Here is a 20,011-nt window from a genome sequence, read left to right on the forward strand (position 1 = left end):
GAAATATGAGAACAAAAGGTCAACAAAGGATTAAATCTCGACCGGAGGTGAGACCATGCTGACCCAGATCAAGACCGCCCTGAGCCGCTCGCAATCGACGATTTTGCAGGATGCTGTGGGGGCCGTGTCTCTGGTGGTTATGCTAATGGTTGCCCTACACCTGCCCGGATCGTTCTAAGCCTTTCTGCCTGCGATCTCGTGCCGATCATACCGCGCTGTCATCCCCATTTCAGTCAAGGGTGACCTGCCTGTCCCAATTCCCTTGAGGGGCCAGCCTCGGCCCCGTGCGGCTATCCGGACCCCACACGAGACACGCACAACCTGCCGCCGCCCTTTCCGCCCGGAAGGTGCGGCGGTTTTTTTATAGTTGGCCGGTTTTCATAATCTCAAGAAGCGCTGACAGTACGGAATTCACCGCGACCGAAGCTAGGATCATGCCCATGACCCGGCTGATAATCGCAGCACCCGAAGCCCGGATGACCCGGATTATCGGGTCTGCCAGCAGCATCAGAACAAACGAAATCAGAATAACGGACAGCATGACCAGCGCCGTAATGCCCTGATCCGCTGCGCTGTAGCGGTTATTGTCGGTCAGAATGACAATGGCCAGCATGGCACCGGGTGACGCCAAGGATGGCACCGCCAGAGGAAAAATCGCTGGATTGGGTTTGTTGGCGGAAATCTCCATTTCCTCTTCGGCTTCATGCTGTTCGACGACTTGTTTGCTTTCGCCGAAGATCATCGTCAGTGCAAAGAGAAACAGGATGATACCACCTGCGACTTGAAACGAATTCAGTCCAATATCCAGCGCTTCGATCAGCAATTGGCCGAAAACCAGGAAGAACAGAAGAACTCCCGCACTGACCAGCGCGGCGAGCAGGGCGGTTTTACGACGGGCCGCTGCTGTGAGGCCCGCAGTGACAGCAATGAAAACAGGGATGGTCCCGATTGGATCAATAACGACCCAGAGCGTAACAAAGTGTTCAAGCAATTTTTCCAATCCAATCCCCCCGACATCATGCGGGGTGATTAAACCGGATTGCCCGCAAAAATTCCATTGTTATGCGCAGTTAGCCTGTTCAGCCTGCCGCATCGCTTCAGCCGTGGCCTCCAGCGCCAAAAGGATCGACGCGTGGCGATTCTTGTAATCCCGAGCGGGGATCAGCACTTCGAGCCCGTCAAAGGGAGCATCCGGGGCCGGGCCGTCTTTCTTCAGCATCGCCGCCAATTGATCACGCGCGGTTTCCACCTGCGCCCGTGTCGCCCCGATGATGGCGCTGCCCACGACCGAGGCCGAAGCCTGCCCTAATGCACAGGCTTTCACGTCCTGCCCGAAATCCGAGATCTTGCCATCCTGCATCTTCACATCCACAGTTACGGTCGACCCGCATAGGGGTGAGCGTTTTTTCACCGTGGCATCAGGATTCTCAAGCCGATCCAGATGCGGAATATCCGCAGCCAGCGCCAGAATGCGGCCGGAATAGAGCTTGATCAGGTCGTTCTCGCCGGACATGGCTTTCCCTCGTTGTCTGTTCCCCATACATAGTGAGCATCTACCGGGATGCAAAAGGTTTTTCTCATGTCTACCACTGTCGCGTTTGATCCGTCGTCTCTGAAATTTAACGAGGTCGGACTGATCCCGGCCATCGCCCAGGATGCAAGTTCGGGCGAGGTGTTGATGATGGCTTGGATGAATGTTCAATCTATTGAAAAAACGCTGGAAACCGGGCGCGTCACTTACTGGTCACGGTCGCGACAGTCGTTCTGGATCAAGGGCGAAACCTCGGGGCACGTGCAGGAGTTGGTGGAATTCCGCTTTGATTGCGACCGCGATTGTTTGCTGGTTCTGGTGCGCCAAACCGGTGCGGCCTGCCACACGAACCGCCGCACATGTTTCTATACTGCTGTGCGCGATGGCGACGAGGTTGAGCTGATGTCACCCATGGAGTGACACGATCAAAGCTCGACCATCGCCCGGATATCTGCTGGCGAGGCCCCCTCGGCCCGGTATTTCGAGATCGCGCGCGCATCGTCACGCTTGGCCAGACGTTTGCCGGCTTCGTCGCGGATCAGGCGGTGGTGGAGGTATTGTGGCGTCGGCAAACCCAGCAGAGCCTGCAGCACGACATGAATACGGGTCGCTTCGAATAGGTCCTGACCGCGTATAACATGGGTGATGCCCTGTGCGGCGTCATCCAACACCACCGACAGGTGATAGGACGTCCCCATATCGCGGCGTGACAAGACAACGTCGCCAATCGTGTCCGTTAACTCACCCAGTGAAAACGGAATGGTGCCCGTTTCACCGTTTGGTCCTGCGCCAGTTTCGTGAAACGCGCCTACTTTTGCATCAGGCCGGTCTGAGACCGCTAGTAAGCGGCCAGCAACAGCCATATTTAATCTCAGGGGGATGTCCGAGGGGCGTGACGCGTCTCGATTTTTGTCTCGGCAAGTTCCGGGGTAAATGATCCCGTCCGGCCCGTGTAACGGTGCTCCTTCCTGCGGAGCACTGGCCGCGGCGGCGATATCCTGGCGGTTGCAGGTGCAAGGGTAAAGCAGACCACGCGCCCACAGGTCGTCCAGAGCTTTGTCATATACCTCCAGCCGCTCAGATTGACGCATGACAGGTTCAGGCCAACGCAATCCCAGCCACTGAAGATCGTCATAGATCTGTTCTTCCCAATGGGGCCGAGATCGAGACAGATCGATATCCTCGATCCTCAACAAGAACTGACCGTTTTCAGAGGAGGCAAGATCATTGGCCAGCATCGCTGAATACGAATGACCCAGATGCAACGGACCGGTGGGTGAAGGCGCAAATCGAGTTTTAAATATCACGCTTTTTCAACAATATATACGTCTGACTTAAGGTCCATGCCCGGTAGGTGCGGGCCGTATTCACGAAACAGCAATCGCGCGGCACCCATATCCAGCCAGTCATTTAAACGAGAGGTGTAAGAAACGTCCTCAAGCGCATGATCGTTAAAGGAAAATCCAAGAAGTCCACCTTTAGGAAGGGCGTGCATCAACATGTCGAAGACTTCGGGCGGTGCCGCGCCAACACCTATGACACCGATGGCGGTGATGGCTTTGTAAGCTCCTTGGTCCAATGGGTCCGGGTCGGTGATCTCAAAAGTAGAAAGCTTACGGTAGATACCCTTCGCCGCGGCACCTTCCAGCATCTTTGGGGTTGGATCAACGCCGTCAATCACTTCAAAACCCGCAGCACGCAGGGCGACGCCGGACAAGCCGGTGCCACAGCCATAGTCCAAGATCGGAGTTTGCGGCTCGGGCAGCTTTGACCACAACGCTTCTGCCACCCGCCCGGGGGTGGCGTAGCCATGTGCACCAACTTCAGCATCGTAGGATGACGCCCATTTCTGATAATGCGCGTGCGTGTCCTGGGGTGTATCTAGATTATAAGTGTCTTTGAGGTACTTATCGCTCATAACCTGATGATACGCCGCGCAGACCCGAGGCGTCCAGTCAACACTGCGCCAGCCAGTTGGTCCAGTCGGCCTTGGCACGATCTGTATAGGCCTTGTAGCGATCCTTGCGGCCACGCCGCCCGCCTTTTAACCCGTCAACGGGGCGGAACAGGCCAAAATTGACGTTCATCGGCTGGAAAGTCTTGGCCTCGGCCCCGCCGGTGATGTGGTGAATCAAGGCACCCATGGCGCTGTCCTGAGGGACCTCGGGAAGGGTATGGCCCAGAATTTCGGCTGCGGCCAAACGACCGGCCAGCAGACCCATGGCCGCGCTTTCGACATAGCCCTCAACCCCGGTGATCTGCCCGGCAAAACGGATATTCGGTTTCGATTTCAACCGCATCTGTGCATCAAGCAAAGTCGGAGAGTTGATGAACGTATTGCGGTGAATACCACCCAACCGCGCAAAGCTGGCGTTTTCCAATCCGGGGATCCTGCGGAATACGTCGGTTTGCGCTCCGTACTTCATCTTAGTTTGAAAACCGACAATATTGAACAGCGTGCCAAGCGCATTGTCGCGGCGCAGTTGAACGACGGCATGAGGTTTGACGTCCGGCTGGTGAGGGTTAGTCAGACCGACTGGTTTCATCGGGCCATGGCGCAGCGTCTCGCGCCCGCGTTCCGACATCACCTCGATCGGCAGGCAACCATCGAAATAGCCTGCGGTTTCGCCTTCGTGAAACTCGGTCTTGTCAGCGGCCAGCAGGGCATCGATGAAGGCCTCATACTGATCACGGTCCATCGGGCAATTTAGGTAAGCAGTGCGCTCCTCCTCGGTCTCGCCCTTGTCATAGCGCGATTGCATCCAGGCTTTGCTCATGTCGATGCTATCTGCGTAGACGATAGGTGCAATGGCATCGAAAAAGGCCAGCGACTCGGCACCAGTTTCGGTGCGAATGGCCTCGCCCAAGGATGCGGACGTCAAAGGGCCGGTGGCAAAGATCCAATGGCCGTCGTCGGGCAGGGTAGTGACCTCTTCCCCGGTTACTTGGACGCGCGGATGGTCCTGCAGTTTGGCGGTGACTGCCTCGGCAAAAGGGTCGCGGTCCACAGCCAACGCACCACCAGCGGGCAGGCGGTGTGCGTCAGCAGTTGTCATGATCAGGCCGTTCGCGGCGCGCATTTCCCAATGTAGCAGACCAACAGCGTTCTGTTCATCGTCATCCGAGCGGAATGAGTTCGAGCACACCATTTCGGCCAGATTGCCGGTCTGATGCGCAAAGGTGCCCACTTTGGGCCGCATTTCGTGGATCACCACATCCACGCCCATTTCCGCTGCCTGCCAGGCAGCCTCGGACCCGGCCATGCCGCCGCCCACGATATGCAGTTTTTGTGTCATGCGCTGCCACATAGGGCAGAGCACCGCACAACGCAACACAGGCTGCGTGGATTAGGAAATTAGGGGAATTTTGGGGTCGCCGCTGCGGGAATGTCGACGCTGGTGAGAGAAACCAGCTTGGAGGGACCTTCCGCCCACGGCGACCCAAAAGTGTATCCAGAGCCATAGCCCTGTCCCAGCATTGCCACAGTGTCGCCCTTTTGGGAAGTGCAAAATTACGAACAATCCTAAAAATTGTTGACAATAATCGCCTTATTGTTGCCAGTTTGGCGGCCTTTTCTCAATAAAAGCGGATATGCCTTCCTCGGTATCCCGGTGCAGCATATTCTGTGCCATTACGTTTCCGGTATAGTCATAGGCCTGCTCAATGGGCATTTCCAACTGTCTGTAGAAGGCCTGTTTGCCGATCTTCACGGCCGATCCCAGCTTGGTAGCAAGCTGTTCAGCAAGCGTCGCGGTTTCATGTTCCAACAGCATTTCAGGGACGACGCGATTGATCAGTCCTAGCTCAGCCGCAGTCTCTGCCGAAATAAAGCTGCCGGTTGTCAGCATCTCGAATGCGCGCTTGCGGGGGATGTTGCGGCTGAGGGCAACCATCGGTGTCGAGCAGAACAAACCGATATTAACGCCGTTCACGCCAAAACGCGTGCCTTCAGCCGCGACGGCAAGATCGGAGGTGGCAACCAGTTGGCACCCTGCAGCAGTTGCAATACCGTGAACTTGTGCGATGACCGGTTGGGGCAGGGATCGGATCGACAGCATCATTTGTGCGCATCTGGCGAACAGGTCCTGAAAATAGGCTTTGCCACCATCTTCTGCCTGACGACCTGCTGTCATCTGTTTCAGATCGTGGCCGGCGCAAAACGCCTTGCCTTCGCCACGCAAGATCACCGCCCGGATCGAGTTATCATCGCTCAGACTATCAAACTCTGATTGAAGGGCGGTCAGCATCTCGTCGCTGAGAGCATTTAGACGATCGGGCGCGTTCATTTTCAGCGTTGCAATTGCACCTGTGTCGTTACGTTCCAGAATTGCCATCTTGCCCTCCGTTGCGATGTTGGGCCAACTCTAGGTCGGCAAATCGAGGAGGGGAAGCATGTCATTGGTCATGAGCCGGGAAGACCTGATGGAATACCTAAGGCAAATCTTCCCGCAGGTGCATCGGGATTTCGTTGTGGAAGCGCTGGACGAGGATTCGATCGTGATGCGTCTGGTTGTCGAAGACCGGCATCTGCGCCCGGGTGGTACAGTTTCCGGGCCATCAATGTTTGGCCTGGCGGATGTGAGCGTCTATGCGATGATCCTAGCGAGTAAGGGGCGGCAATCTCTGGCTGTTACCACCAACAGTTCCCTGGATTTTCTACGGAAACCCGAAGGCGGCAAGGACATGATTGCCCATTGTCGGCTGTTGAAAATGGGTCGTAGTCTGGCTGTTGGGGATGTGCTTATGTATTCCGAGGGGTCAGATAAACCCGCCGCGCGCGCCACTATGACCTACTCGCTGCCGCCCAAAGGGTCGGCCGCAGCGGCTTTCGGTTAAAAAAGGCCGGGCAGAGCCCGGCCAGGAAGAGGTCCCATCAAGGGACTGGGGAAATTTCAGCCCTGCCAGAATGGGCGGGTGAATTCTTGACGTGCCTGATACCTTGTCAGGCCAACATCCTTCAGAAGCCTGTCATCCAGCTTGGACAGATTGACTCGACTGCGGCGTTGACGTTCCCATTTCGTGACCGTCGCCGCAAACCGCACGGCCAGCGCGGCGATCAGCGGCAGCCGGGGGCTGTCGTTCAGCAGCATGAGGGCGGGGTTGTGCATTGAGCGTGTCATCAGGGTATCCTTTCAAATTGTATTGACACAAAGTTAAAGTGTTCGGTATATGTGCTTGATACATTCTGGATTGTGTCAAAATCAAAGGAAGAATTGTAATGGATACAATTTGGCCTGAATCACTACCCAAATCCAAGGGTCCAAAATATACCCTGGTCGCTGACACAATCAGAAAAGCTATTGATAACAAATTGCTGGAGGTCGGAACGAAGCTGCCTCCGGTGCGGGAGTTGGCGTATCGGTTACAAATCACACCGGGTACCGTTGCGCGGGCTTACACGATTCTGACGGATGAGGGGCTGCTAAATGCCGAGGTTGGGCGTGGTACATTCGTCGCCCCACCCAAATCGCCAATTCTGGACGACGTCTGGGCCCGGCAATTGCATTTGCAAGACGATAAGTACAACGCCAATGTCAGCCTGTTCAGCCCGCGATTGGCGGATGTAGGGCAGGTCACGTTGATCCGGGAGTGCCTACAGAAGGTTGCCCAAGCGGATCCGGGCCTGTTTTTGAACTACCCTACACGGGATGCATATCAACCGATGCGGCAGGCCGTGGTGGATTGGCTTTCTGACCTGCCTTTGGGCGCGCTGTCGCATGACGATATTGTACTGACACACGGGGGCCAGAATGGCCTGTGCCTTGTGTTCCAAACGATCCTGCGCGGGCCAAAGCCAGTCGTTCTGGTCGAGGACCTCTCGTATGCCGGGTTCCGCCGAGCCGGAGAGTTGATGCGCGCCGATGTTGTTGGCGTGAAAATGGACAAGTGGGGTGTCGACCCGTCTGCGATGGAGCACGTCTTGCGGCAGACACCGGCGCAAGCCATCTGCGTTTCGCCTGAAGTGCAGAATCCGACCGGTGCGCATACTCCGCTGGAGCGCCGTAAGGAGATTGTTGAAGTGGCCCGGCGCTTTGACCTGCAAATCATCGAGGACGATTGCTATCGCATGGGCGACGCCCGTGAACCCAGCTTTCGGGCATTGGCGCCTGAGCGGGGCTGGCATGTGTCTTCGATCTCAAAAACGCTGACACCAGCATTGCGTGTTGGATTTGCCATTGCACCACGCGAGCGCAGCGTGGACCTGCGGCGTTCCGCGGAATATGGGTATTTCGGATTGGCGCAACCGCTGGCTGAACTGACCCGGTTGCTGCTGTCTGATCCCCGCACGCTGCAGATTGCAAGAGATGTGAGGGTTCGAATGGGTGAATACGTCCGGGTTGCTGTGAATGCTCTGGGCGGGTTCGATTTGAACTGGGCGCCGGATGTGCCCTTTGTCTGGCTGAACCTGCCCTCAGGCTGGCGCGCTGCAGCCTTCAGTCGCGCGGCTGAGCGGGAAGGGATACAACTCCGGTCTGCCGATGAGTTCGCCCTGCGGGACGGGCGAGCCCCAAATGCGGTGCGCATCGCCATGAACGGGCATGTGTCACTGGAACGGTTTGAGGATGCGATGCAGCGGTTGCGGCGTTTGCTGGACAATCCGCCCGAACAGATCAGTGTCTGATCCTTCAGTTCAGCGGGGCCGGATCACCAAAGAAGCCAGCCAAATAGGCGATTTTACCGTCGGCATTTAAACGAATAAAATCATGACCTGATACAACGACACCACCATCCGGGCCGATCATGTGCCAAGTGAAATGGACGACATCGTGATGGTTGGACGGTTTGCTTGTCAGCTCAACGCGGCCATCAGAACTTTTCAGAACCTGGCCAATATGATCGCACAGGTTCGCGCGACCGTTCACATCTGCGGTTGGGTCAACGTAACGTCCGTTTTCCGCAAAGCAGTTTGTCAGAAGTAATAGGCGCCTCTCAGGGTCCGTCTCTTGCCAGGATGCACCATAGTCAGCGATGGTTTGTTGCCACTCCATAATGTCTGCGTTCCTTTAATCGGATCTTATTAAACAGTATAGCGGGCCGGGTGGGGCAGTCGTAAAGGGTTTCGATTGTGGGGTAAAATAATACCTATTTTTTAAGTTATTGATATTGCACAATTTAAAAGATTTTAGTGTTGTTGACGTGAGCTACAGGGGCCTCTAAATACGCTCCATCGAATTCGGACCGCTCTGACTTGGGGCGGTCTTTCACATCAAACAGGACTATCCTGCCATGAAAACCTTTTCTGCAACACCTGCAGACATCGACAAGAAATGGATCCTGATCGACGCCGAGGGCGTTGTTCTGGGCCGTCTTGCCTCGATCGTCGCCATGCGCCTGCGTGGCAAGCACAAAGCGTCGTTCACCCCGAACATGGACATGGGCGACAACGTCATCGTGATCAACGCTGACAAAATCCAGATGACCGGCAAGAAGCGCGAAGAGAACTTCTACTGGCACACTGGCCACCCAGGCGGCATCAAGTCGCGCACCAAGCAGCAGATCCTCGAGGGCGCACACCCCGAACGCGTCGTGACCCAAGCGGTCAAGCGTATGCTGCCGGGCAACCGTCTGGCGCGTCAGCAAATGACCAACCTGCGCGTTTACGCCGGTGCCGAGCACCCGCACGAAGCCCAGGCCCCCGAAGTTCTGGACGTTAAGTCCATGAACAAGAAAAACACCCGGAGCTAATGACCGATGGCTGATCAGATCAATACTCTCGAAGAGCTGAGCGCCGTCGCAGGCGTTGAAACCGTGGCCGAAGAAGTCATCGTGCGTGAACCCGTACGTGACGAGCTGGGCCGCTCGTACGCCACCGGCAAGCGTAAAGACGCTGTTGCCCGCGTTTGGATCAAGCCGGGCTCCGGCAAGGTCACCGTGAACGGCAAAGACCAGGACAAGTACTTTGCGCGTCCGGTTCTGCAGCTGATCCTGCGCCAGCCGTTCCAGGTTGCTGGTGTTGAAGGTGAGTTCGACGTTGTCGCAACCGTCAAAGGCGGTGGCCTGACCGGTCAGGCCGGTGCGGTCAAGCACGGCATCTCGAAAGCCCTGCAACTATACGACCCGAACCTGCGTGGCGCTCTGAAAGCCGCTGGCTTCCTGACCCGCGACAGCCGGGTTGTGGAACGTAAGAAATACGGTAAGCGCAAAGCGCGTCGTTCGTTCCAGTTCTCGAAGCGTTAATCGCTGCGGACTACGAATTCAGACGGTCGCAAGAAATTGCGACCGTTTTCTTTCGGATTGTCGGTATTTGCCCAATAGCAAGATCATAAGTTATTGGTCGACTTTAAGGCGCTGCCGTCTGATGCAAGGCATTTTTTGCGACACCTACGAACCTATCCCTGATCTGATTGATCTTGCGCCTGTTCAAAAATTGAAACCAGCGGCGCACAGGAATTATCTGTTTACATCCGAAACTGTCGATCCAAACCCACCGACCTGACCCGTCGGATAATGTCTGATAAACAATATTTCCGACGTTTTTGTTGCTGATGAGGACTTGCTCTTCGATCAGCATATCGAAATGCTCGTTCAACGACGTCAAATGATGTTGCGTAAGGCGTCCACTTTTGACCAGTTCCTTTAGACTGGGCGACAACTGACCATCGGGTTCGGAAATTCGTTCATAAACAAGAGCAAGGCCGATATCGGTCTGTACTACGCCGCGAACCTCGCAAACTGGGATGGGTTCATTCCTGTTTTGGTAGCGAACCATAAGGTCAAAGGACTCGTGAAACTCTCGCAGGAACCCTTTGTAAACCGTGGAGCGCCGAAAGTTCCGATCAAACCACGTGTCTGTCTTTAGGTTGGCCCCGCCATCTGTGGTGTGTGGCTGCGGTACTTTTAAAAGCGTATTCGGCTCGTCGGGATGCTGGTAAACAAATTGACGGTTACCCTGAGCAATCACCTCAGAGTCTTTCAATTTCAACAGGTTTCCGATTCGAGCACTTGTCATGCCGGGAAATTATAACAATTTTGTGATGACGCAAGCAGAGTCGGCGCCTACTTTTTGCATGAAAGCAAACTAGCTTTCCCGCACTCAAAAGGTTGAAATATCTCAAATAAGAAGCTGATAAAAAACATTATTTCTCGCATGGCTGCTTCAGTGTGCCACTTGCTATATCGACAAAAAACGCGCCAGCCTGATGATCAGCGGCAAGGTGTCGGTCCGTTAGGGCGTGATGATTACCTTTCCGTCGCTCTTATTCAGGGCCTTGGCCAGATTTTCTACTACGTTCCTCAACGCCACTTTCTCTGAAATGTCCGTTTTCCAGCGCCCGTCAGCAAAACGGGCCTGAACCTCGCTCACAATCCGCGCCTGATCTGCTAGCTGAGTATTTGAAATCCAATTGGTCAGCCAGAACCCTTCGATCTGTTTACCCATAAAGATTAGCTGACCTGTCTGCGTAAGGGTTGGTAGTTCGGCACTAAGCTTACCATAACAAATCCAGCGCGCCCGGTTGGGCATGGCGCAGAAAATTTGCTCAGAGAGTTGGTCGATCACGGCATCCAGAAAAATGCGAGGTTTCATATCTTTACTTATCTTTTGAAATGTTTGCACCACGTTCGGGTCGGTTGTCGTCAACACTTCGGCTGCGCCGATATCCTCTAGCATGCTCACTGCTTCGGATCGCCTAACCAGAGCGATAGGCTTCAGACCAAAATCACGGCCAAGACCGCACATAAGCTTACCCAGCTGGCTGGTGGCGGCCGAAACAACAAATGCTTCCCCGGCTTGGCGTGCAATATCGACCATCGCCATGGCGGTCAGCGGATTTACAATCTGGGCTGCTCCGTCTTCGTCTGAAATTTCGGGGCGCAGAGGAATGCACATCAGGGCCGGGGCTAGAACGTATTCGGCCCATGCACCAGAACCTGCAGTGACAAAGGCGACGCGTTGACCCTGCAATGCTTCGGCACCACTACCGGTTACGACTATGTCGCCGCAACCTTCGAATCCGGCTGGAGCCCCTTTGACGCGCGGCTGCCCATATTCGCCCTTGATAAAGTGGATATCAGACGGATTGACCGACGCGGCGCGCAGCTTAATCAAAACTTGTCCGGGGCCGGGTTCTGGCACAGGCAGTTCAGTCTCTGCCAGCCATTCCCCGGCGTCATCGATATAGGGCCCGGAAGCCTCACCGGAATATCCGCCGTGAGTCAAAACGGTCGCAAACATAGTCGGGGGCAGGGTGGTCAAGGTCGTTCCTCCCGCTTGAACGGATCAAAAATCATCTTTGGAACACAACCATTATCCGCAACCTTAGAATAACAGTTGCTGAATTGGGTTAGCTTCCCCTTGGGCAAAAGCCAATCAAATGGGATGCAGTGCGTCAATCGACATAATAAATGACGTGGATGGAACGAGCGTAACGCCAAAAAGGACGGGCCACCCGACTAGGGTAGCCCGCCGAGTTCACTGTCCCGACAGCAAGTCGCGGAGTTCCTGGAACTTTGTCGCGATCGTTTCAGGCGAAGCCTTGATCTCGTCCAGGATTTGAATGGCTTGTGATTTTAGGTTCTGCGCAAGATCGCTTTCCTGAACTGAAGCGACCATCGTGTCATAGTCGAAATTTTCAAGGGTTAGCGCGCCGTCTTCAATCCACGAATTCAGCAAATCCTGCCCCTGGCTCGCCAATGCGGCAACCTGATCACCGGCTTGATTGGCCAGATCTGTGGCTGTTTCGCCCGCTTGATCCGCAGCGTCCGAGGCCTGTTCCGCAATGGACGAAGCAGCTTCGTTGGCTTGCTCAGTCACCGAACTGGCGGCTTCATTGACCGCGTCAGAAGCGTCTTCTGCCGCCGATTGCAATTGTTCGGCAGGTGTGGGATCGGGTTGCGTCGTGTAAAAATAGATTCCAGCGCCAGCGGCAATGATCACCACGGCCAATATGATAGTACGCGACATGTCTCTCTCCTTTGGAAAATGTGTCGCCGAGATGGGTTAAAGTTAACGGATTTCAAAGGGGAAATCCCGGAAATTCTTTTCAAATCCGTGGATTGAGCCAGGCTATGCCTATGCACTGGTGGCGGGCGGCAATATCACGCCGCCGCGCAATTGAATGCTTTTTTCAATAGTCCGACGTTCGGGTTTCGACCGATTTCAAGGCTATCTCGGCACAAATTGGGCGGGATTCTGCCTTTCGCCGCGACTGCAAAGAGATTGTTTTGAAATGGAACCAAAGACCTTTGAGTTGTGTGTTTCTACGCGGTTAAACGCGATAAAAGCGTTTTGATGTGCCATAGAACACGTCTTCATGGTTTGAGCTCGGGACGAGTTCCTGGTGTCGGGAAACAACTTCCTTGTAAGTTGAAGTGAGGCTATCGACCGGGAAATTCGATCCGAACATGCAGCGATCGGCGCCAAACTGGGACAAGCAGGTCGAAACGATAGGCGCGACGCTGTCAGTGCTCCAGTTGTGGTCGAACATTCCGAGCCCGGAGAGCTTGCAATAGACCTGCGGCAGGCTCGACAATGCAGTTAATTCCTGTGCCCACCGTCGTAAACCTTGCGGTGTCCGGTCGTGTGGCGAACCTGCGTGACACAGTGCTATCTGGGTATCCGGAGTTTGCGCGAGAACATCAGCGGCTTGACCCATTAACTCCGGCAGCAATTGAAGATCAAAGGAAAAGCCGCGAGTGCCCAGTCGCTCCAGGCCAGCTAAGAACATTGGGTCTTTAAGCAACGAGTTCGTGCCAGTTGAGGCATCTTCGCCCGGGGCACGGCCAACAATCTGACGAACGCCGCGTACCGAAGGCAGGGTTTGAAGACGGTCAAGTTGTTCGTCCAGATCGTCAGAGGTCAGATCGCAGAAGGCCACTTGCACCAACGGCCAATCAGGGAACTGATCCGCCACGGATTGCACCCACTGAGCTTCGGCCCAAGGGTCAGCAGCGCCGACTTGAATGTGTACCGAAGCCCCGAAGCCCATGGCCTCGGCATCTGCGCGAAATTCCGGCAGCAAATAGTCCCGCTGTATTGAAGCCGGGTCGCCAAAAAATCGAACGATGCCTTTCTCCATGAGCCAGGGGTAGTTCACCGCAGAGAGATCCCACAGGTGGTGATGTGCATCTATCTTCATGGTGTTTCGATCCCCGTGGTGCGTGCCAGAATATCAACTCCTTGCCCCTTCCAGAAGTGGAGCAAGTCGATGAATATCCAGTTTTCCGCCAGTTTGTCGCCAGCGCGGCGATAGATGTCGATCACCCTAAACTCGCCGGGTTTGTCAGTGGCAGGCATACCCATGAACCCTCCCGATGGAGTAGCCGTAAAGTTGGGCCAGCCAAAGAAGCCGCCATAGTGCCCTTCGGCCAGACGGCATATATGTTTGGTCTTGGATCTGTCTTTGAAAGTCGCGCGGAACGGTCCAGAGTGCTGCTTGGCATAGCGTTCTATCGTATAGGTCGCGCCGATACCCTCGGGTCCCCACCAGATCATGTCTTGGTGCCAGGTTCGAGCCAATTCATCCTCAAGCGACACTCCACTGTCCCATTGACCAAGATCCGAGATCATTGCATTGATGACCGCCAGTGTCTTCTTGCCTTCTTCAACCGGTTGTTCGTTCAACAGCAGGCCGTCATGCGGCATTGGACCAGGTTGCACGAGATGCACAGCCGTTTGTGGAGGAAATGGGTTCTGTCCGGCTTGAACCATCAGATGAGGTATGTCGAAGTACATTGCAGTTTCGACAATCCTTTCACCTACAACTTTGTAGAACGCACAATATCGAAGGAAAGCCAACTTACCGGTTGGTCGAATGCCTAACCACGGTCGATCGAACAGCCCCATCAGATGCCCCATGGACACGACCCAAACGTCAGCCCCGTCGCTCAGTGAGTTTTGCCCCGCAAACAAGATATCCACACGGTTCTGCATGTGGGTAAGGCTGCATTTTAGCGGTCGCCAGAATTGCTGCGCAACCTGTTCGGCGCCATTGATTTCGCCAAATGGATGAAAACCGCGCCACTTCAGGTTCGGAACGCAGAATTGGCTCACGACCTTGGGTGATTCTTGCTCTGTCGCGGATTCCAAGGCGGTGTGAAACGCGGTAACCAGTTTTTTTTCTGTCTGAAATTTCACGGTGTTTACCATTGTAGTCAGGGTTTTACGAGAGGCGCGGGGCCGGTGTGAGTCGGATATCAGTAGCATTTTTGCATGCGTATGCAAAAAAGTCTTGCCTGATTTGATATATGCGAATTACAGTTTTGCAAACGTATGCAAAATGATTCCTTGCAGGGGGCACCATGGCGGAAATTCAATTGCGGAACGTCGGCAAACGATGGGGCTCATTCGTTGGGGTTCACAATTTCGACCTGACGATTGCGGATCGCGAGTTTCTGGTGCTGCTTGGCCCTTCGGGCTGCGGCAAGACTACGACGATGCGAATGATTGCCGGTCTCGAAGACGTGACAGAGGGCGAAATCCTGGTCGACGGCAAAGTGGTCAACGACCTGGAGCCCAAGGACCGCGACGTGGCGATGGTATTCCAAAGCTACGCGCTTTATCCCAACATGAACGTCTATGAAAACATCCGCTTTCCTCTAAAAGTACGCGGGATCGACCCCACGACGCATGACGACAAAGTACGCCGCGCTAGCGCAATGGTCGAACTGGACGATTTCCTGCATCGCAAACCCGCGGAATTGTCGGGCGGTCAGCGACAGCGTGTGGCGCTGGCCCGTGCGATTGTACGTGAGCCGAACGTGTTCCTGATGGATGAACCGCTGTCGAACCTGGATGCAAAGCTACGGGTTTCGACCCGGGCGCAGATTAAAAACCTTAGCCACGAACTGGCAGTGACCACCATTTATGTGACCCATGACCAGATCGAGGCGATGACGCTGGCCGACCGCGTCGTCGTGATGAAACAGGGTGTGGTACAGCAGGTCGGTAGCCCGACCGAAATCTATGATCGCCCAGCGAATACATTCGTGGCCAGCTTTATCGGCTCGCCCGCGATGAACCTGATGGATGGTGAAGTCTCGGGCAGCGTGTTCCGTGCCGAGCACGTCGAAATTCCGGTCGATGCGCCGGACGGCCCAATGACGCTGGGCTTTAGGGCCGAGGATGCCAGCCTTGCTGAAGGAAAAGGCCAGATTACCGCGCCGATCTACACGCTGGAACTTCTGGGCGACGCGACCATGATCTCGGTCCGGGTCGGTGGTGCTCTGGTCTCGGTCAAAGCGGACAAAGCCTTCCGCGCTGAAATTGGCGAACCGGTCTCGTTCTCGGTGCCGACAGAAATCTGTCACCTCTTTGAAGCTGAAAGCGGTGCGCGGATCGGGGAGCAACCCCACGAACAGCCCAAACGGGCTTAACACCGGTCCGGACGTCGACGACGGACCGATCCTGACAGGGAGAAACGCATGAAACTCAAGATGATCCTCATGGCAGGTGCCATGTCCATCGCCGCCGGCGGCGCATGGGCCGAGTGCGCCTTTGAAAACGACGTGCCGCTGAAATCACTTTCGGCTGGGTTTGAGGCCTGGAAGGCCGCAACTGACGCAATGGCCGAATGCGGCAATTTCAGCGCTTCGCTGGACCAGGAATTCCGCGAGAAACAGCCTGAAGCGTTTGCCGCGAACCCTTCGCTGTATCAGATCGGTGGCGTAGCCAACGAAACGATGATCCCCCTGCTGAACGCGGGGTCGCTGCGTCCATTGGATGATCTCGTTGAGAAGTATGGTCAGGACCTGCTTCCGAACCAGCTGATCAAAGTAGACGGTCAGATCATGGCGATTGCTATGATGGTCAACGCGCAACACCTGATGTATCGCAACGACGTTCTGGCTGATTTGGGCATCGAAGAGCCCAAGACCTATGACGACGTTTTGGCCGCCGCTGCCAAGATCAAGGAAGCGGGTGTCATGGACTACCCGATTGGCGGAACCTTCAAGACCGGTTGGAACCTCGCCCAGGAATTCGTCAACATGTATATGGGCGAAGGTGGTGAGTTCTTTGGCGACGGCAATCAGCCTTCGATTAACAACGAACAGGGTGTCAAAGCGCTTGAGACCATGAAAGCGATGACCGAGTACATGGACCCGGAATACTTGGTTTCTGACTCGACCTACGTTCAGCAGCAGTTCCAACAGGGTAAGATCGCTATGGCGAACTTGTGGGCTAGCCGTGCCGCTGCGATGAATGACGAGGCCGAGAGCCAGGTAGTCGGCAAAGTGACCATGGCGTCGGCACCGATGGGTGCTGCTGCGCCATCCACAACCATTTGGTGGGACGGGGTCGTTCTGGCCGCGAACATGAGTGACGAAGAAGCGGATGCCGCTTTCCGCGTTGTCATGGAAGGTATCGACGGTGACATGGTCAGCGCCAACAACGATACAGCCGTCTGGCTGAGCCCTGCCTACACGCCGGGTGATCTGGCCGCTGGTGCCGCAGCTTCGGCCCAGAACGGCGCCAAGGCGTATCCTGCCTCCGCAGCGATGGGCGTATTGCACAGCGCGCTGGGTAACGGGCTGGCCGACTACCTGACCGGCGCCAAGGATGCGCAGACCACTCTGGCTGATATCGAAGCAGAGTATCTGACCGCTGCTACAGAAGCGGGTCTGATCAACAACTGATCCTCCCGGGGGGAGGGTTCCGGTCCTCCCCTCCCTTTTCCCTTGAGAACCATGAGAAAGGCAGAGCCATGAATTTCCGGACATTTGCCGCCTTTGTTGGCCCCTCTGTCTTTATGATGCTTCTCTTCATCGCGTTCCCGCTGGTCAGCGTGTTTAAGCAGAGCTTTTACGTCACGCAGCCGTTGTATGAAACGGTCGAGATCGAAACCTGCACCCCCGGCTTTCTGGAACAGACTTGCGTGACGGAAACTGTCTCGCAACCAAAGCTGGGTGAGGATGGCAAGGTCATCACCCAAACACAGTATGTGGGGTGGGAAAGCTATCGCAATGTATTGGAGCCTGAACGGGCCTGGCGCGCGATCAGTGATGGCAACTGGAACGTGCTGTCCACCATCAACTTCTGGAAAGCGCTTCGGTTTACCCTAACTTTTACGCTGATCACTTTGCCTTTGGTCATCGTCTGCGGGTTGGGGATTGCGGTTATGATCAACAACGCCGCACATGCGATCCGAGGGCCGGTGATCTTCATCTCGTTGTTGCCCTTTATCATAACCCCTGTGATCGGGGTTCTGTCGGTCAACTGGCTTTTCCGCGGTGACGGTATCCTGACTGCGTTGTTGGAATGGTGGCTGAACCGGGACATTGCCCTGTTTGCGCAGGCCTGGACCATTGAAATCCTGATGATGCTCTACCGCGTTTGGCACGTCGCGCCCTTTGCCGCCATCGTGTTCTATGCCGGTCTGCAAACGGTCAATCAGGACAGCCTGGAAAGTGCGGTGATCGACGGCGCGACCCGCTGGCAACGGATGAAATTTATCGTCATCCCCCACCTGATGCCGCTGATCATCTTCGTATCGATGATTCACCTAATGGACAGCTATCGGGTGTTCGAAGAGATCGTCGGTTTCGCAAGCCAGGGCTATGTCATCTCGCTGCAATGGCTGACTTATGACTTCCTGGTTCCGGATCAGGCCGGCAACCGCTCGATCAGCCGGGCCTCGGCCAGCGCCATGCTGACCATGATCGGAATTGCCATCCTGCTTATCTTCCCGCTGCGCCGGACTTGGCGCGATCACAAAGGAGGTCACTAACATGTCCTCGCGCGCGCTTCGCCAACCGCTCAGTCTTCGGCTGACCTCAAACATCTTCCTGGCCTTCTGGTGCCTTGTTGCAATCTTCCCGATCTTCTGGATTACGGTGATGAGCTTCAAATCCCCGGTCGATGCCTTTGACAGCAACGCCCTCAACGTGATCTTCGGGCCAGCGACACTGTCCAACGGCAACGGGCTTTCGCTTTTGGACATAATCCTCGGAATAGCGGTGATCTGGGCCACTATTGCTGTGGCATTCAAGAAAATGCCAACAATGGTCAAAACTTATTCCAAGGAAGGGCAGGAATGGTTTGGCTGGGTGATCGGTATTCTGGCCGCCGCAGTGGGCTTTCTAGTCGTGTTTTTTGTTATCCTGCCCGCCATTCTGAGCGTTCTGAATCCACTCTTTGGTCCACTTGGGCGGGACATACTGGGTCTGACGACCGAACACTACAAGACAGTCTGGATCGACCGGGGTTTCTCAAACAATTTCAAGAACTCGTTGATCGTGACCACGGGGGTTGTTGTCCTGTCGCTGTCGGTCGGGACGTTGGCGGGATACGGTCTGGCCCGGTCGGGGTCAAATCTGGCTTTCTGGCTGCTGATCGTTGCACTGATCTTCCGCGCGCTGCCGCCCTCGGCGCTGGTGGCCAGCTATCTGCCGGTCTTCATCAGCTCGTCCGAATGGCTGGCCCCGATCCTGGGCGAAAATGCACCGACACTCTATGGCAAACCTTTCGCCGTGATCGCGGTGCTGGTGGCGATCAACCAGCCGTTCACGATCTGGATGCTGCGGTCGTTCTTCCAGAACATCCCGGCCGAGCTGGATGAAGCCGCCCGCGTCGACGGCTGCAATCACTTCCAGGCTTTCCGCCGTGTGATTATGCCGGTGATGTGGCCGGGGGTAATTACCACCGGGTTGTTCAGCTTCTTGCTGGCTTACAACGATATTCTTGTCACTTCGTTGCTGCTGGACGCGCAGAACCAGACCATGGTTCCGGCCATCGTCGGCATGTTCAACCGCGAGACGACAACAACCGACCAGGTGGTTGCTGTAGCCGCCGCTGTGTCGATTACCGCGCCGTTGATCTTCCTTGTTCTCATCTTCCAGCGCCAGATCGTCAGCGGTCTGACAGCAGGGGCGGTTAAAGGCTAATGAGCAAAAACGCCCGACATAACGCCATGTCGCGCCACCCGGCGCTGAACAGAATGCCGAGGGATTTTCTGAGCCTTGGGGGAACTGTCCCCAAACTCTTCCCCAAGCAATCTGAAAGGACATGAGACATGAAAGGTTCTCGCCCCGAACAAGCGGTTCTGACCCGCGACACGGATCTCAGCAAAACGGATGAGACACGCCGTGTGATTGAAACCATGGTGGATGGTCTGAACGACCACCGAATTGATGATATTGGTGAGTTCTTTGCCCAGGGCTTTCGCTGGATGGGCAATCAGGGCTGCGGCACCAAGACCGGGTTGAAAGAGTTTCAGGACAACTGGCAGCGCCCGTTTCAGGCGGCGTTTTCGGACAAGACCTGCATCGATGAGGCGCGCCTATATATGGGCGAGTGGGCGGCAGCTTTTGGCCGTCAGGAAGCGACCCATTCGGGCGAATTTCTGGGTATTGCGCCCACCGGAAAACGGGTCGAGATCCGCTATATGGATTTCTGGAAAGTGGTCGATGGCAAGATCGTCGACAACTGGGTGAACGTTGATTTCGCGCATGTCGCGGCGCAGCTGGGCGTCGATCTGTTCAACGGCGAAGGCTGGGAAGCCTTTGACCGGGGTGAAAAAGTCGCGCCCCGGCCTGAAAACTGAG

General features: G+C 55.5%; 24 protein-coding genes. 11 read left to right on the top strand and 13 right to left on the bottom strand.

Annotation, left to right across the window (positions count from 1 at the left end):
* The first annotated feature begins 55 nt into the window (after window positions 1-55).
* Window positions 56-178: a hypothetical protein gene (locus tag ACR0DT_RS01635; protein ID WP_480709076.1), complete on the top strand. Its 123-nt coding sequence runs from the start codon at window positions 56-58 to the stop codon at window positions 176-178.
* 183 nt (window positions 179-361) lie between these two features.
* Here ACR0DT_RS01635 and ACR0DT_RS01640 read toward each other — a convergent pair whose 3' ends face one another.
* The gene (locus ACR0DT_RS01640) at window positions 362-1,000 is read right to left on the bottom strand and encodes a MarC family protein (protein WP_480709077.1); all 639 of its coding nucleotides are present in this window, start codon (window positions 998-1,000) and stop codon (window positions 362-364) included.
* Between the two features lie 60 nt (window positions 1,001-1,060).
* Entirely contained in the window at window positions 1,061-1,513 is a 453-nt protein-coding gene (locus ACR0DT_RS01645) for an iron-sulfur cluster assembly scaffold protein (protein WP_480709078.1), read from the bottom strand.
* Window positions 1,514-1,561: 48 nt separating this feature from the next.
* Here ACR0DT_RS01645 and hisI point away from each other — a divergent pair, with 48 nt between their 5' ends.
* A complete protein-coding gene (gene hisI, locus ACR0DT_RS01650) occupies window positions 1,562-1,951 on the top strand; it encodes a phosphoribosyl-AMP cyclohydrolase (RefSeq protein WP_480709079.1) in 390 nt (129 codons plus the stop codon).
* 5 nt (window positions 1,952-1,956) lie between these two features.
* Here the strand turns inward: hisI and gluQRS are convergent, their stop codons facing one another.
* From gluQRS to ACR0DT_RS01670, 4 genes are all read right to left on the bottom strand, one after another.
* Entirely contained in the window at window positions 1,957-2,838 is an 882-nt protein-coding gene (gene gluQRS, locus ACR0DT_RS01655) for a tRNA glutamyl-Q(34) synthetase GluQRS (RefSeq protein ID WP_480709080.1), read from the bottom strand.
* A complete protein-coding gene (locus tag ACR0DT_RS01660) occupies window positions 2,835-3,449 on the bottom strand; it encodes a class I SAM-dependent DNA methyltransferase (RefSeq protein ID WP_480709081.1) in 615 nt (204 codons plus the stop codon). Before ACR0DT_RS01660 ends, gluQRS begins: the two co-directional genes overlap by 4 nt.
* A gap of 37 nt (window positions 3,450-3,486) precedes the next feature.
* Window positions 3,487-4,827: a methylenetetrahydrofolate--tRNA-(uracil(54)-C(5))-methyltransferase (FADH(2)-oxidizing) TrmFO gene (trmFO, locus tag ACR0DT_RS01665; protein ID WP_480709082.1), complete on the bottom strand. Its 1,341-nt coding sequence runs from the start codon at window positions 4,825-4,827 to the stop codon at window positions 3,487-3,489.
* 252 nt (window positions 4,828-5,079) lie between these two features.
* Window positions 5,080-5,865, bottom strand: coding sequence for an enoyl-CoA hydratase (locus tag ACR0DT_RS01670; RefSeq protein ID WP_480709083.1), 786 nt, complete (start codon window positions 5,863-5,865; stop codon window positions 5,080-5,082).
* Window positions 5,866-5,923: 58 nt separating this feature from the next.
* Here ACR0DT_RS01670 and ACR0DT_RS01675 point away from each other — a divergent pair, with 58 nt between their 5' ends.
* A complete protein-coding gene (locus ACR0DT_RS01675; RefSeq protein WP_480709084.1) occupies window positions 5,924-6,367 on the top strand; it encodes a PaaI family thioesterase in 444 nt (147 codons plus the stop codon).
* 56 nt (window positions 6,368-6,423) lie between these two features.
* Here the strand turns inward: ACR0DT_RS01675 and ACR0DT_RS01680 are convergent, their stop codons facing one another.
* Window positions 6,424-6,651 (bottom strand): DUF1127 domain-containing protein, encoded by a 228-nt coding sequence (locus ACR0DT_RS01680; protein WP_058281326.1) that lies wholly within the window; start codon window positions 6,649-6,651, stop codon window positions 6,424-6,426.
* 98 nt (window positions 6,652-6,749) lie between these two features.
* Between ACR0DT_RS01680 and ACR0DT_RS01685 the strand changes: the two genes are divergently transcribed.
* Window positions 6,750-8,153 carry an aminotransferase-like domain-containing protein gene (locus ACR0DT_RS01685; RefSeq protein WP_480709085.1) on the top strand — a complete coding sequence of 468 codons (1,404 nt, stop codon included), beginning with the start codon at window positions 6,750-6,752 and terminating at the stop codon, window positions 8,151-8,153.
* A gap of 4 nt (window positions 8,154-8,157) precedes the next feature.
* Here ACR0DT_RS01685 and ACR0DT_RS01690 read toward each other — a convergent pair whose 3' ends face one another.
* Entirely contained in the window at window positions 8,158-8,520 is a 363-nt protein-coding gene (locus ACR0DT_RS01690) for a nuclear transport factor 2 family protein (RefSeq protein WP_480709086.1), read from the bottom strand.
* Window positions 8,521-8,758: 238 nt separating this feature from the next.
* Between ACR0DT_RS01690 and rplM the strand changes: the two genes are divergently transcribed.
* Window positions 8,759-9,217, top strand: coding sequence for a 50S ribosomal protein L13 (gene rplM, locus ACR0DT_RS01695; RefSeq protein WP_039536983.1), 459 nt, complete (start codon window positions 8,759-8,761; stop codon window positions 9,215-9,217).
* A gap of 6 nt (window positions 9,218-9,223) precedes the next feature.
* Window positions 9,224-9,709 carry a 30S ribosomal protein S9 gene (rpsI, locus tag ACR0DT_RS01700; protein WP_010440030.1) on the top strand — a complete coding sequence of 162 codons (486 nt, stop codon included), beginning with the start codon at window positions 9,224-9,226 and terminating at the stop codon, window positions 9,707-9,709.
* A 103-nt stretch (window positions 9,710-9,812) separates the two neighbouring features.
* Here rpsI and ACR0DT_RS01705 read toward each other — a convergent pair whose 3' ends face one another.
* The 5 genes from ACR0DT_RS01705 to ACR0DT_RS01725 all read right to left on the bottom strand — a co-directional run bounded on the left by ACR0DT_RS01705 (window position 9,813) and on the right by ACR0DT_RS01725 (window position 14,606).
* Complete coding sequence (locus tag ACR0DT_RS01705; RefSeq protein WP_480709087.1) at window positions 9,813-10,454, bottom strand: YrbL family protein; 642 nt, start codon at window positions 10,452-10,454, stop codon at window positions 9,813-9,815.
* Window positions 10,455-10,697: 243 nt separating this feature from the next.
* Complete coding sequence (locus ACR0DT_RS01710) at window positions 10,698-11,726, bottom strand: alcohol dehydrogenase catalytic domain-containing protein (protein ID WP_480709088.1); 1,029 nt, start codon at window positions 11,724-11,726, stop codon at window positions 10,698-10,700.
* Between the two features lie 216 nt (window positions 11,727-11,942).
* Complete coding sequence (locus ACR0DT_RS01715; RefSeq protein WP_480709089.1) at window positions 11,943-12,434, bottom strand: hypothetical protein; 492 nt, start codon at window positions 12,432-12,434, stop codon at window positions 11,943-11,945.
* Between the two features lie 304 nt (window positions 12,435-12,738).
* Window positions 12,739-13,608: an amidohydrolase family protein gene (locus tag ACR0DT_RS01720; protein ID WP_480709090.1), complete on the bottom strand. Its 870-nt coding sequence runs from the start codon at window positions 13,606-13,608 to the stop codon at window positions 12,739-12,741.
* Window positions 13,605-14,606: an ester cyclase gene (locus ACR0DT_RS01725; protein WP_480709091.1), complete on the bottom strand. Its 1,002-nt coding sequence runs from the start codon at window positions 14,604-14,606 to the stop codon at window positions 13,605-13,607. Before ACR0DT_RS01725 ends, ACR0DT_RS01720 begins: the two co-directional genes overlap by 4 nt.
* A 164-nt stretch (window positions 14,607-14,770) precedes the next feature.
* On the opposite strand from ACR0DT_RS01725, the gene ACR0DT_RS01730 reads away from it, so the two are divergent.
* The 5 genes from ACR0DT_RS01730 to ACR0DT_RS01750 all read left to right on the top strand — a co-directional run bounded on the left by ACR0DT_RS01730 (window position 14,771) and on the right by ACR0DT_RS01750 (window position 20,010).
* Complete coding sequence (locus ACR0DT_RS01730) at window positions 14,771-15,844, top strand: ABC transporter ATP-binding protein (RefSeq protein WP_480709092.1); 1,074 nt, start codon at window positions 14,771-14,773, stop codon at window positions 15,842-15,844.
* A gap of 48 nt (window positions 15,845-15,892) precedes the next feature.
* The gene (locus tag ACR0DT_RS01735; protein ID WP_480709093.1) at window positions 15,893-17,104 is read left to right on the top strand and encodes an ABC transporter substrate-binding protein; all 1,212 of its coding nucleotides are present in this window, start codon (window positions 15,893-15,895) and stop codon (window positions 17,102-17,104) included.
* 68 nt (window positions 17,105-17,172) lie between these two features.
* Window positions 17,173-18,195, top strand: coding sequence for a carbohydrate ABC transporter permease (locus tag ACR0DT_RS01740; protein WP_480709094.1), 1,023 nt, complete (start codon window positions 17,173-17,175; stop codon window positions 18,193-18,195).
* Between the two features lies 1 nt (window position 18,196).
* Window positions 18,197-19,351: a carbohydrate ABC transporter permease gene (locus tag ACR0DT_RS01745; protein ID WP_480709095.1), complete on the top strand. Its 1,155-nt coding sequence runs from the start codon at window positions 18,197-18,199 to the stop codon at window positions 19,349-19,351.
* Between the two features lie 128 nt (window positions 19,352-19,479).
* Window positions 19,480-20,010, top strand: a complete 531-nt coding sequence (locus ACR0DT_RS01750) for an ester cyclase (RefSeq protein ID WP_480709096.1) — start codon at window positions 19,480-19,482, stop codon at window positions 20,008-20,010.
* Window position 20,011: the final 1 nt, after the last annotated feature.

Source organism: Ruegeria sp. BI11, assembly GCF_056538005.1.

Excerpts from the sequence above, each read along its gene's own strand:
- ACR0DT_RS01635 (WP_480709076.1), top strand. The coding sequence starts at position 56 with ATGCTGACCCAGATCAAGACCGCCCTGAGCCGCTCGCAATCGACGATT.
- ACR0DT_RS01660 (WP_480709081.1), bottom strand. The coding sequence starts at position 3,449 with ATGAGCGATAAGTACCTCAAAGACACTTATAATCTAGATACACCCCAG.
- ACR0DT_RS01735 (WP_480709093.1), top strand. The coding sequence starts at position 15,893 with ATGAAACTCAAGATGATCCTCATGGCAGGTGCCATGTCCATCGCCGCC.
- ACR0DT_RS01690 (WP_480709086.1), bottom strand. The coding sequence starts at position 8,520 with ATGGAGTGGCAACAAACCATCGCTGACTATGGTGCATCCTGGCAAGAG.
- ACR0DT_RS01680 (WP_058281326.1), bottom strand. The coding sequence starts at position 6,651 with ATGACACGCTCAATGCACAACCCCGCCCTCATGCTGCTGAACGACAGC.
- rpsI (WP_010440030.1), top strand. The coding sequence starts at position 9,224 with ATGGCTGATCAGATCAATACTCTCGAAGAGCTGAGCGCCGTCGCAGGC.
- hisI (WP_480709079.1), top strand. The coding sequence starts at position 1,562 with ATGCAAAAGGTTTTTCTCATGTCTACCACTGTCGCGTTTGATCCGTCG.
- ACR0DT_RS01645 (WP_480709078.1), bottom strand. The coding sequence starts at position 1,513 with ATGTCCGGCGAGAACGACCTGATCAAGCTCTATTCCGGCCGCATTCTG.
- ACR0DT_RS01730 (WP_480709092.1), top strand. The coding sequence starts at position 14,771 with ATGGCGGAAATTCAATTGCGGAACGTCGGCAAACGATGGGGCTCATTC.
- ACR0DT_RS01715 (WP_480709089.1), bottom strand. The coding sequence starts at position 12,434 with ATGTCGCGTACTATCATATTGGCCGTGGTGATCATTGCCGCTGGCGCT.
- ACR0DT_RS01685 (WP_480709085.1), top strand. The coding sequence starts at position 6,750 with ATGGATACAATTTGGCCTGAATCACTACCCAAATCCAAGGGTCCAAAA.
- ACR0DT_RS01750 (WP_480709096.1), top strand. The coding sequence starts at position 19,480 with ATGAAAGGTTCTCGCCCCGAACAAGCGGTTCTGACCCGCGACACGGAT.
- ACR0DT_RS01720 (WP_480709090.1), bottom strand. The coding sequence starts at position 13,608 with ATGAAGATAGATGCACATCACCACCTGTGGGATCTCTCTGCGGTGAAC.
- ACR0DT_RS01675 (WP_480709084.1), top strand. The coding sequence starts at position 5,924 with ATGTCATTGGTCATGAGCCGGGAAGACCTGATGGAATACCTAAGGCAA.
- ACR0DT_RS01740 (WP_480709094.1), top strand. The coding sequence starts at position 17,173 with ATGAATTTCCGGACATTTGCCGCCTTTGTTGGCCCCTCTGTCTTTATG.
- ACR0DT_RS01670 (WP_480709083.1), bottom strand. The coding sequence starts at position 5,865 with ATGGCAATTCTGGAACGTAACGACACAGGTGCAATTGCAACGCTGAAA.
- ACR0DT_RS01745 (WP_480709095.1), top strand. The coding sequence starts at position 18,197 with ATGTCCTCGCGCGCGCTTCGCCAACCGCTCAGTCTTCGGCTGACCTCA.
- rplM (WP_039536983.1), top strand. The coding sequence starts at position 8,759 with ATGAAAACCTTTTCTGCAACACCTGCAGACATCGACAAGAAATGGATC.
- trmFO (WP_480709082.1), bottom strand. The coding sequence starts at position 4,827 with ATGACACAAAAACTGCATATCGTGGGCGGCGGCATGGCCGGGTCCGAG.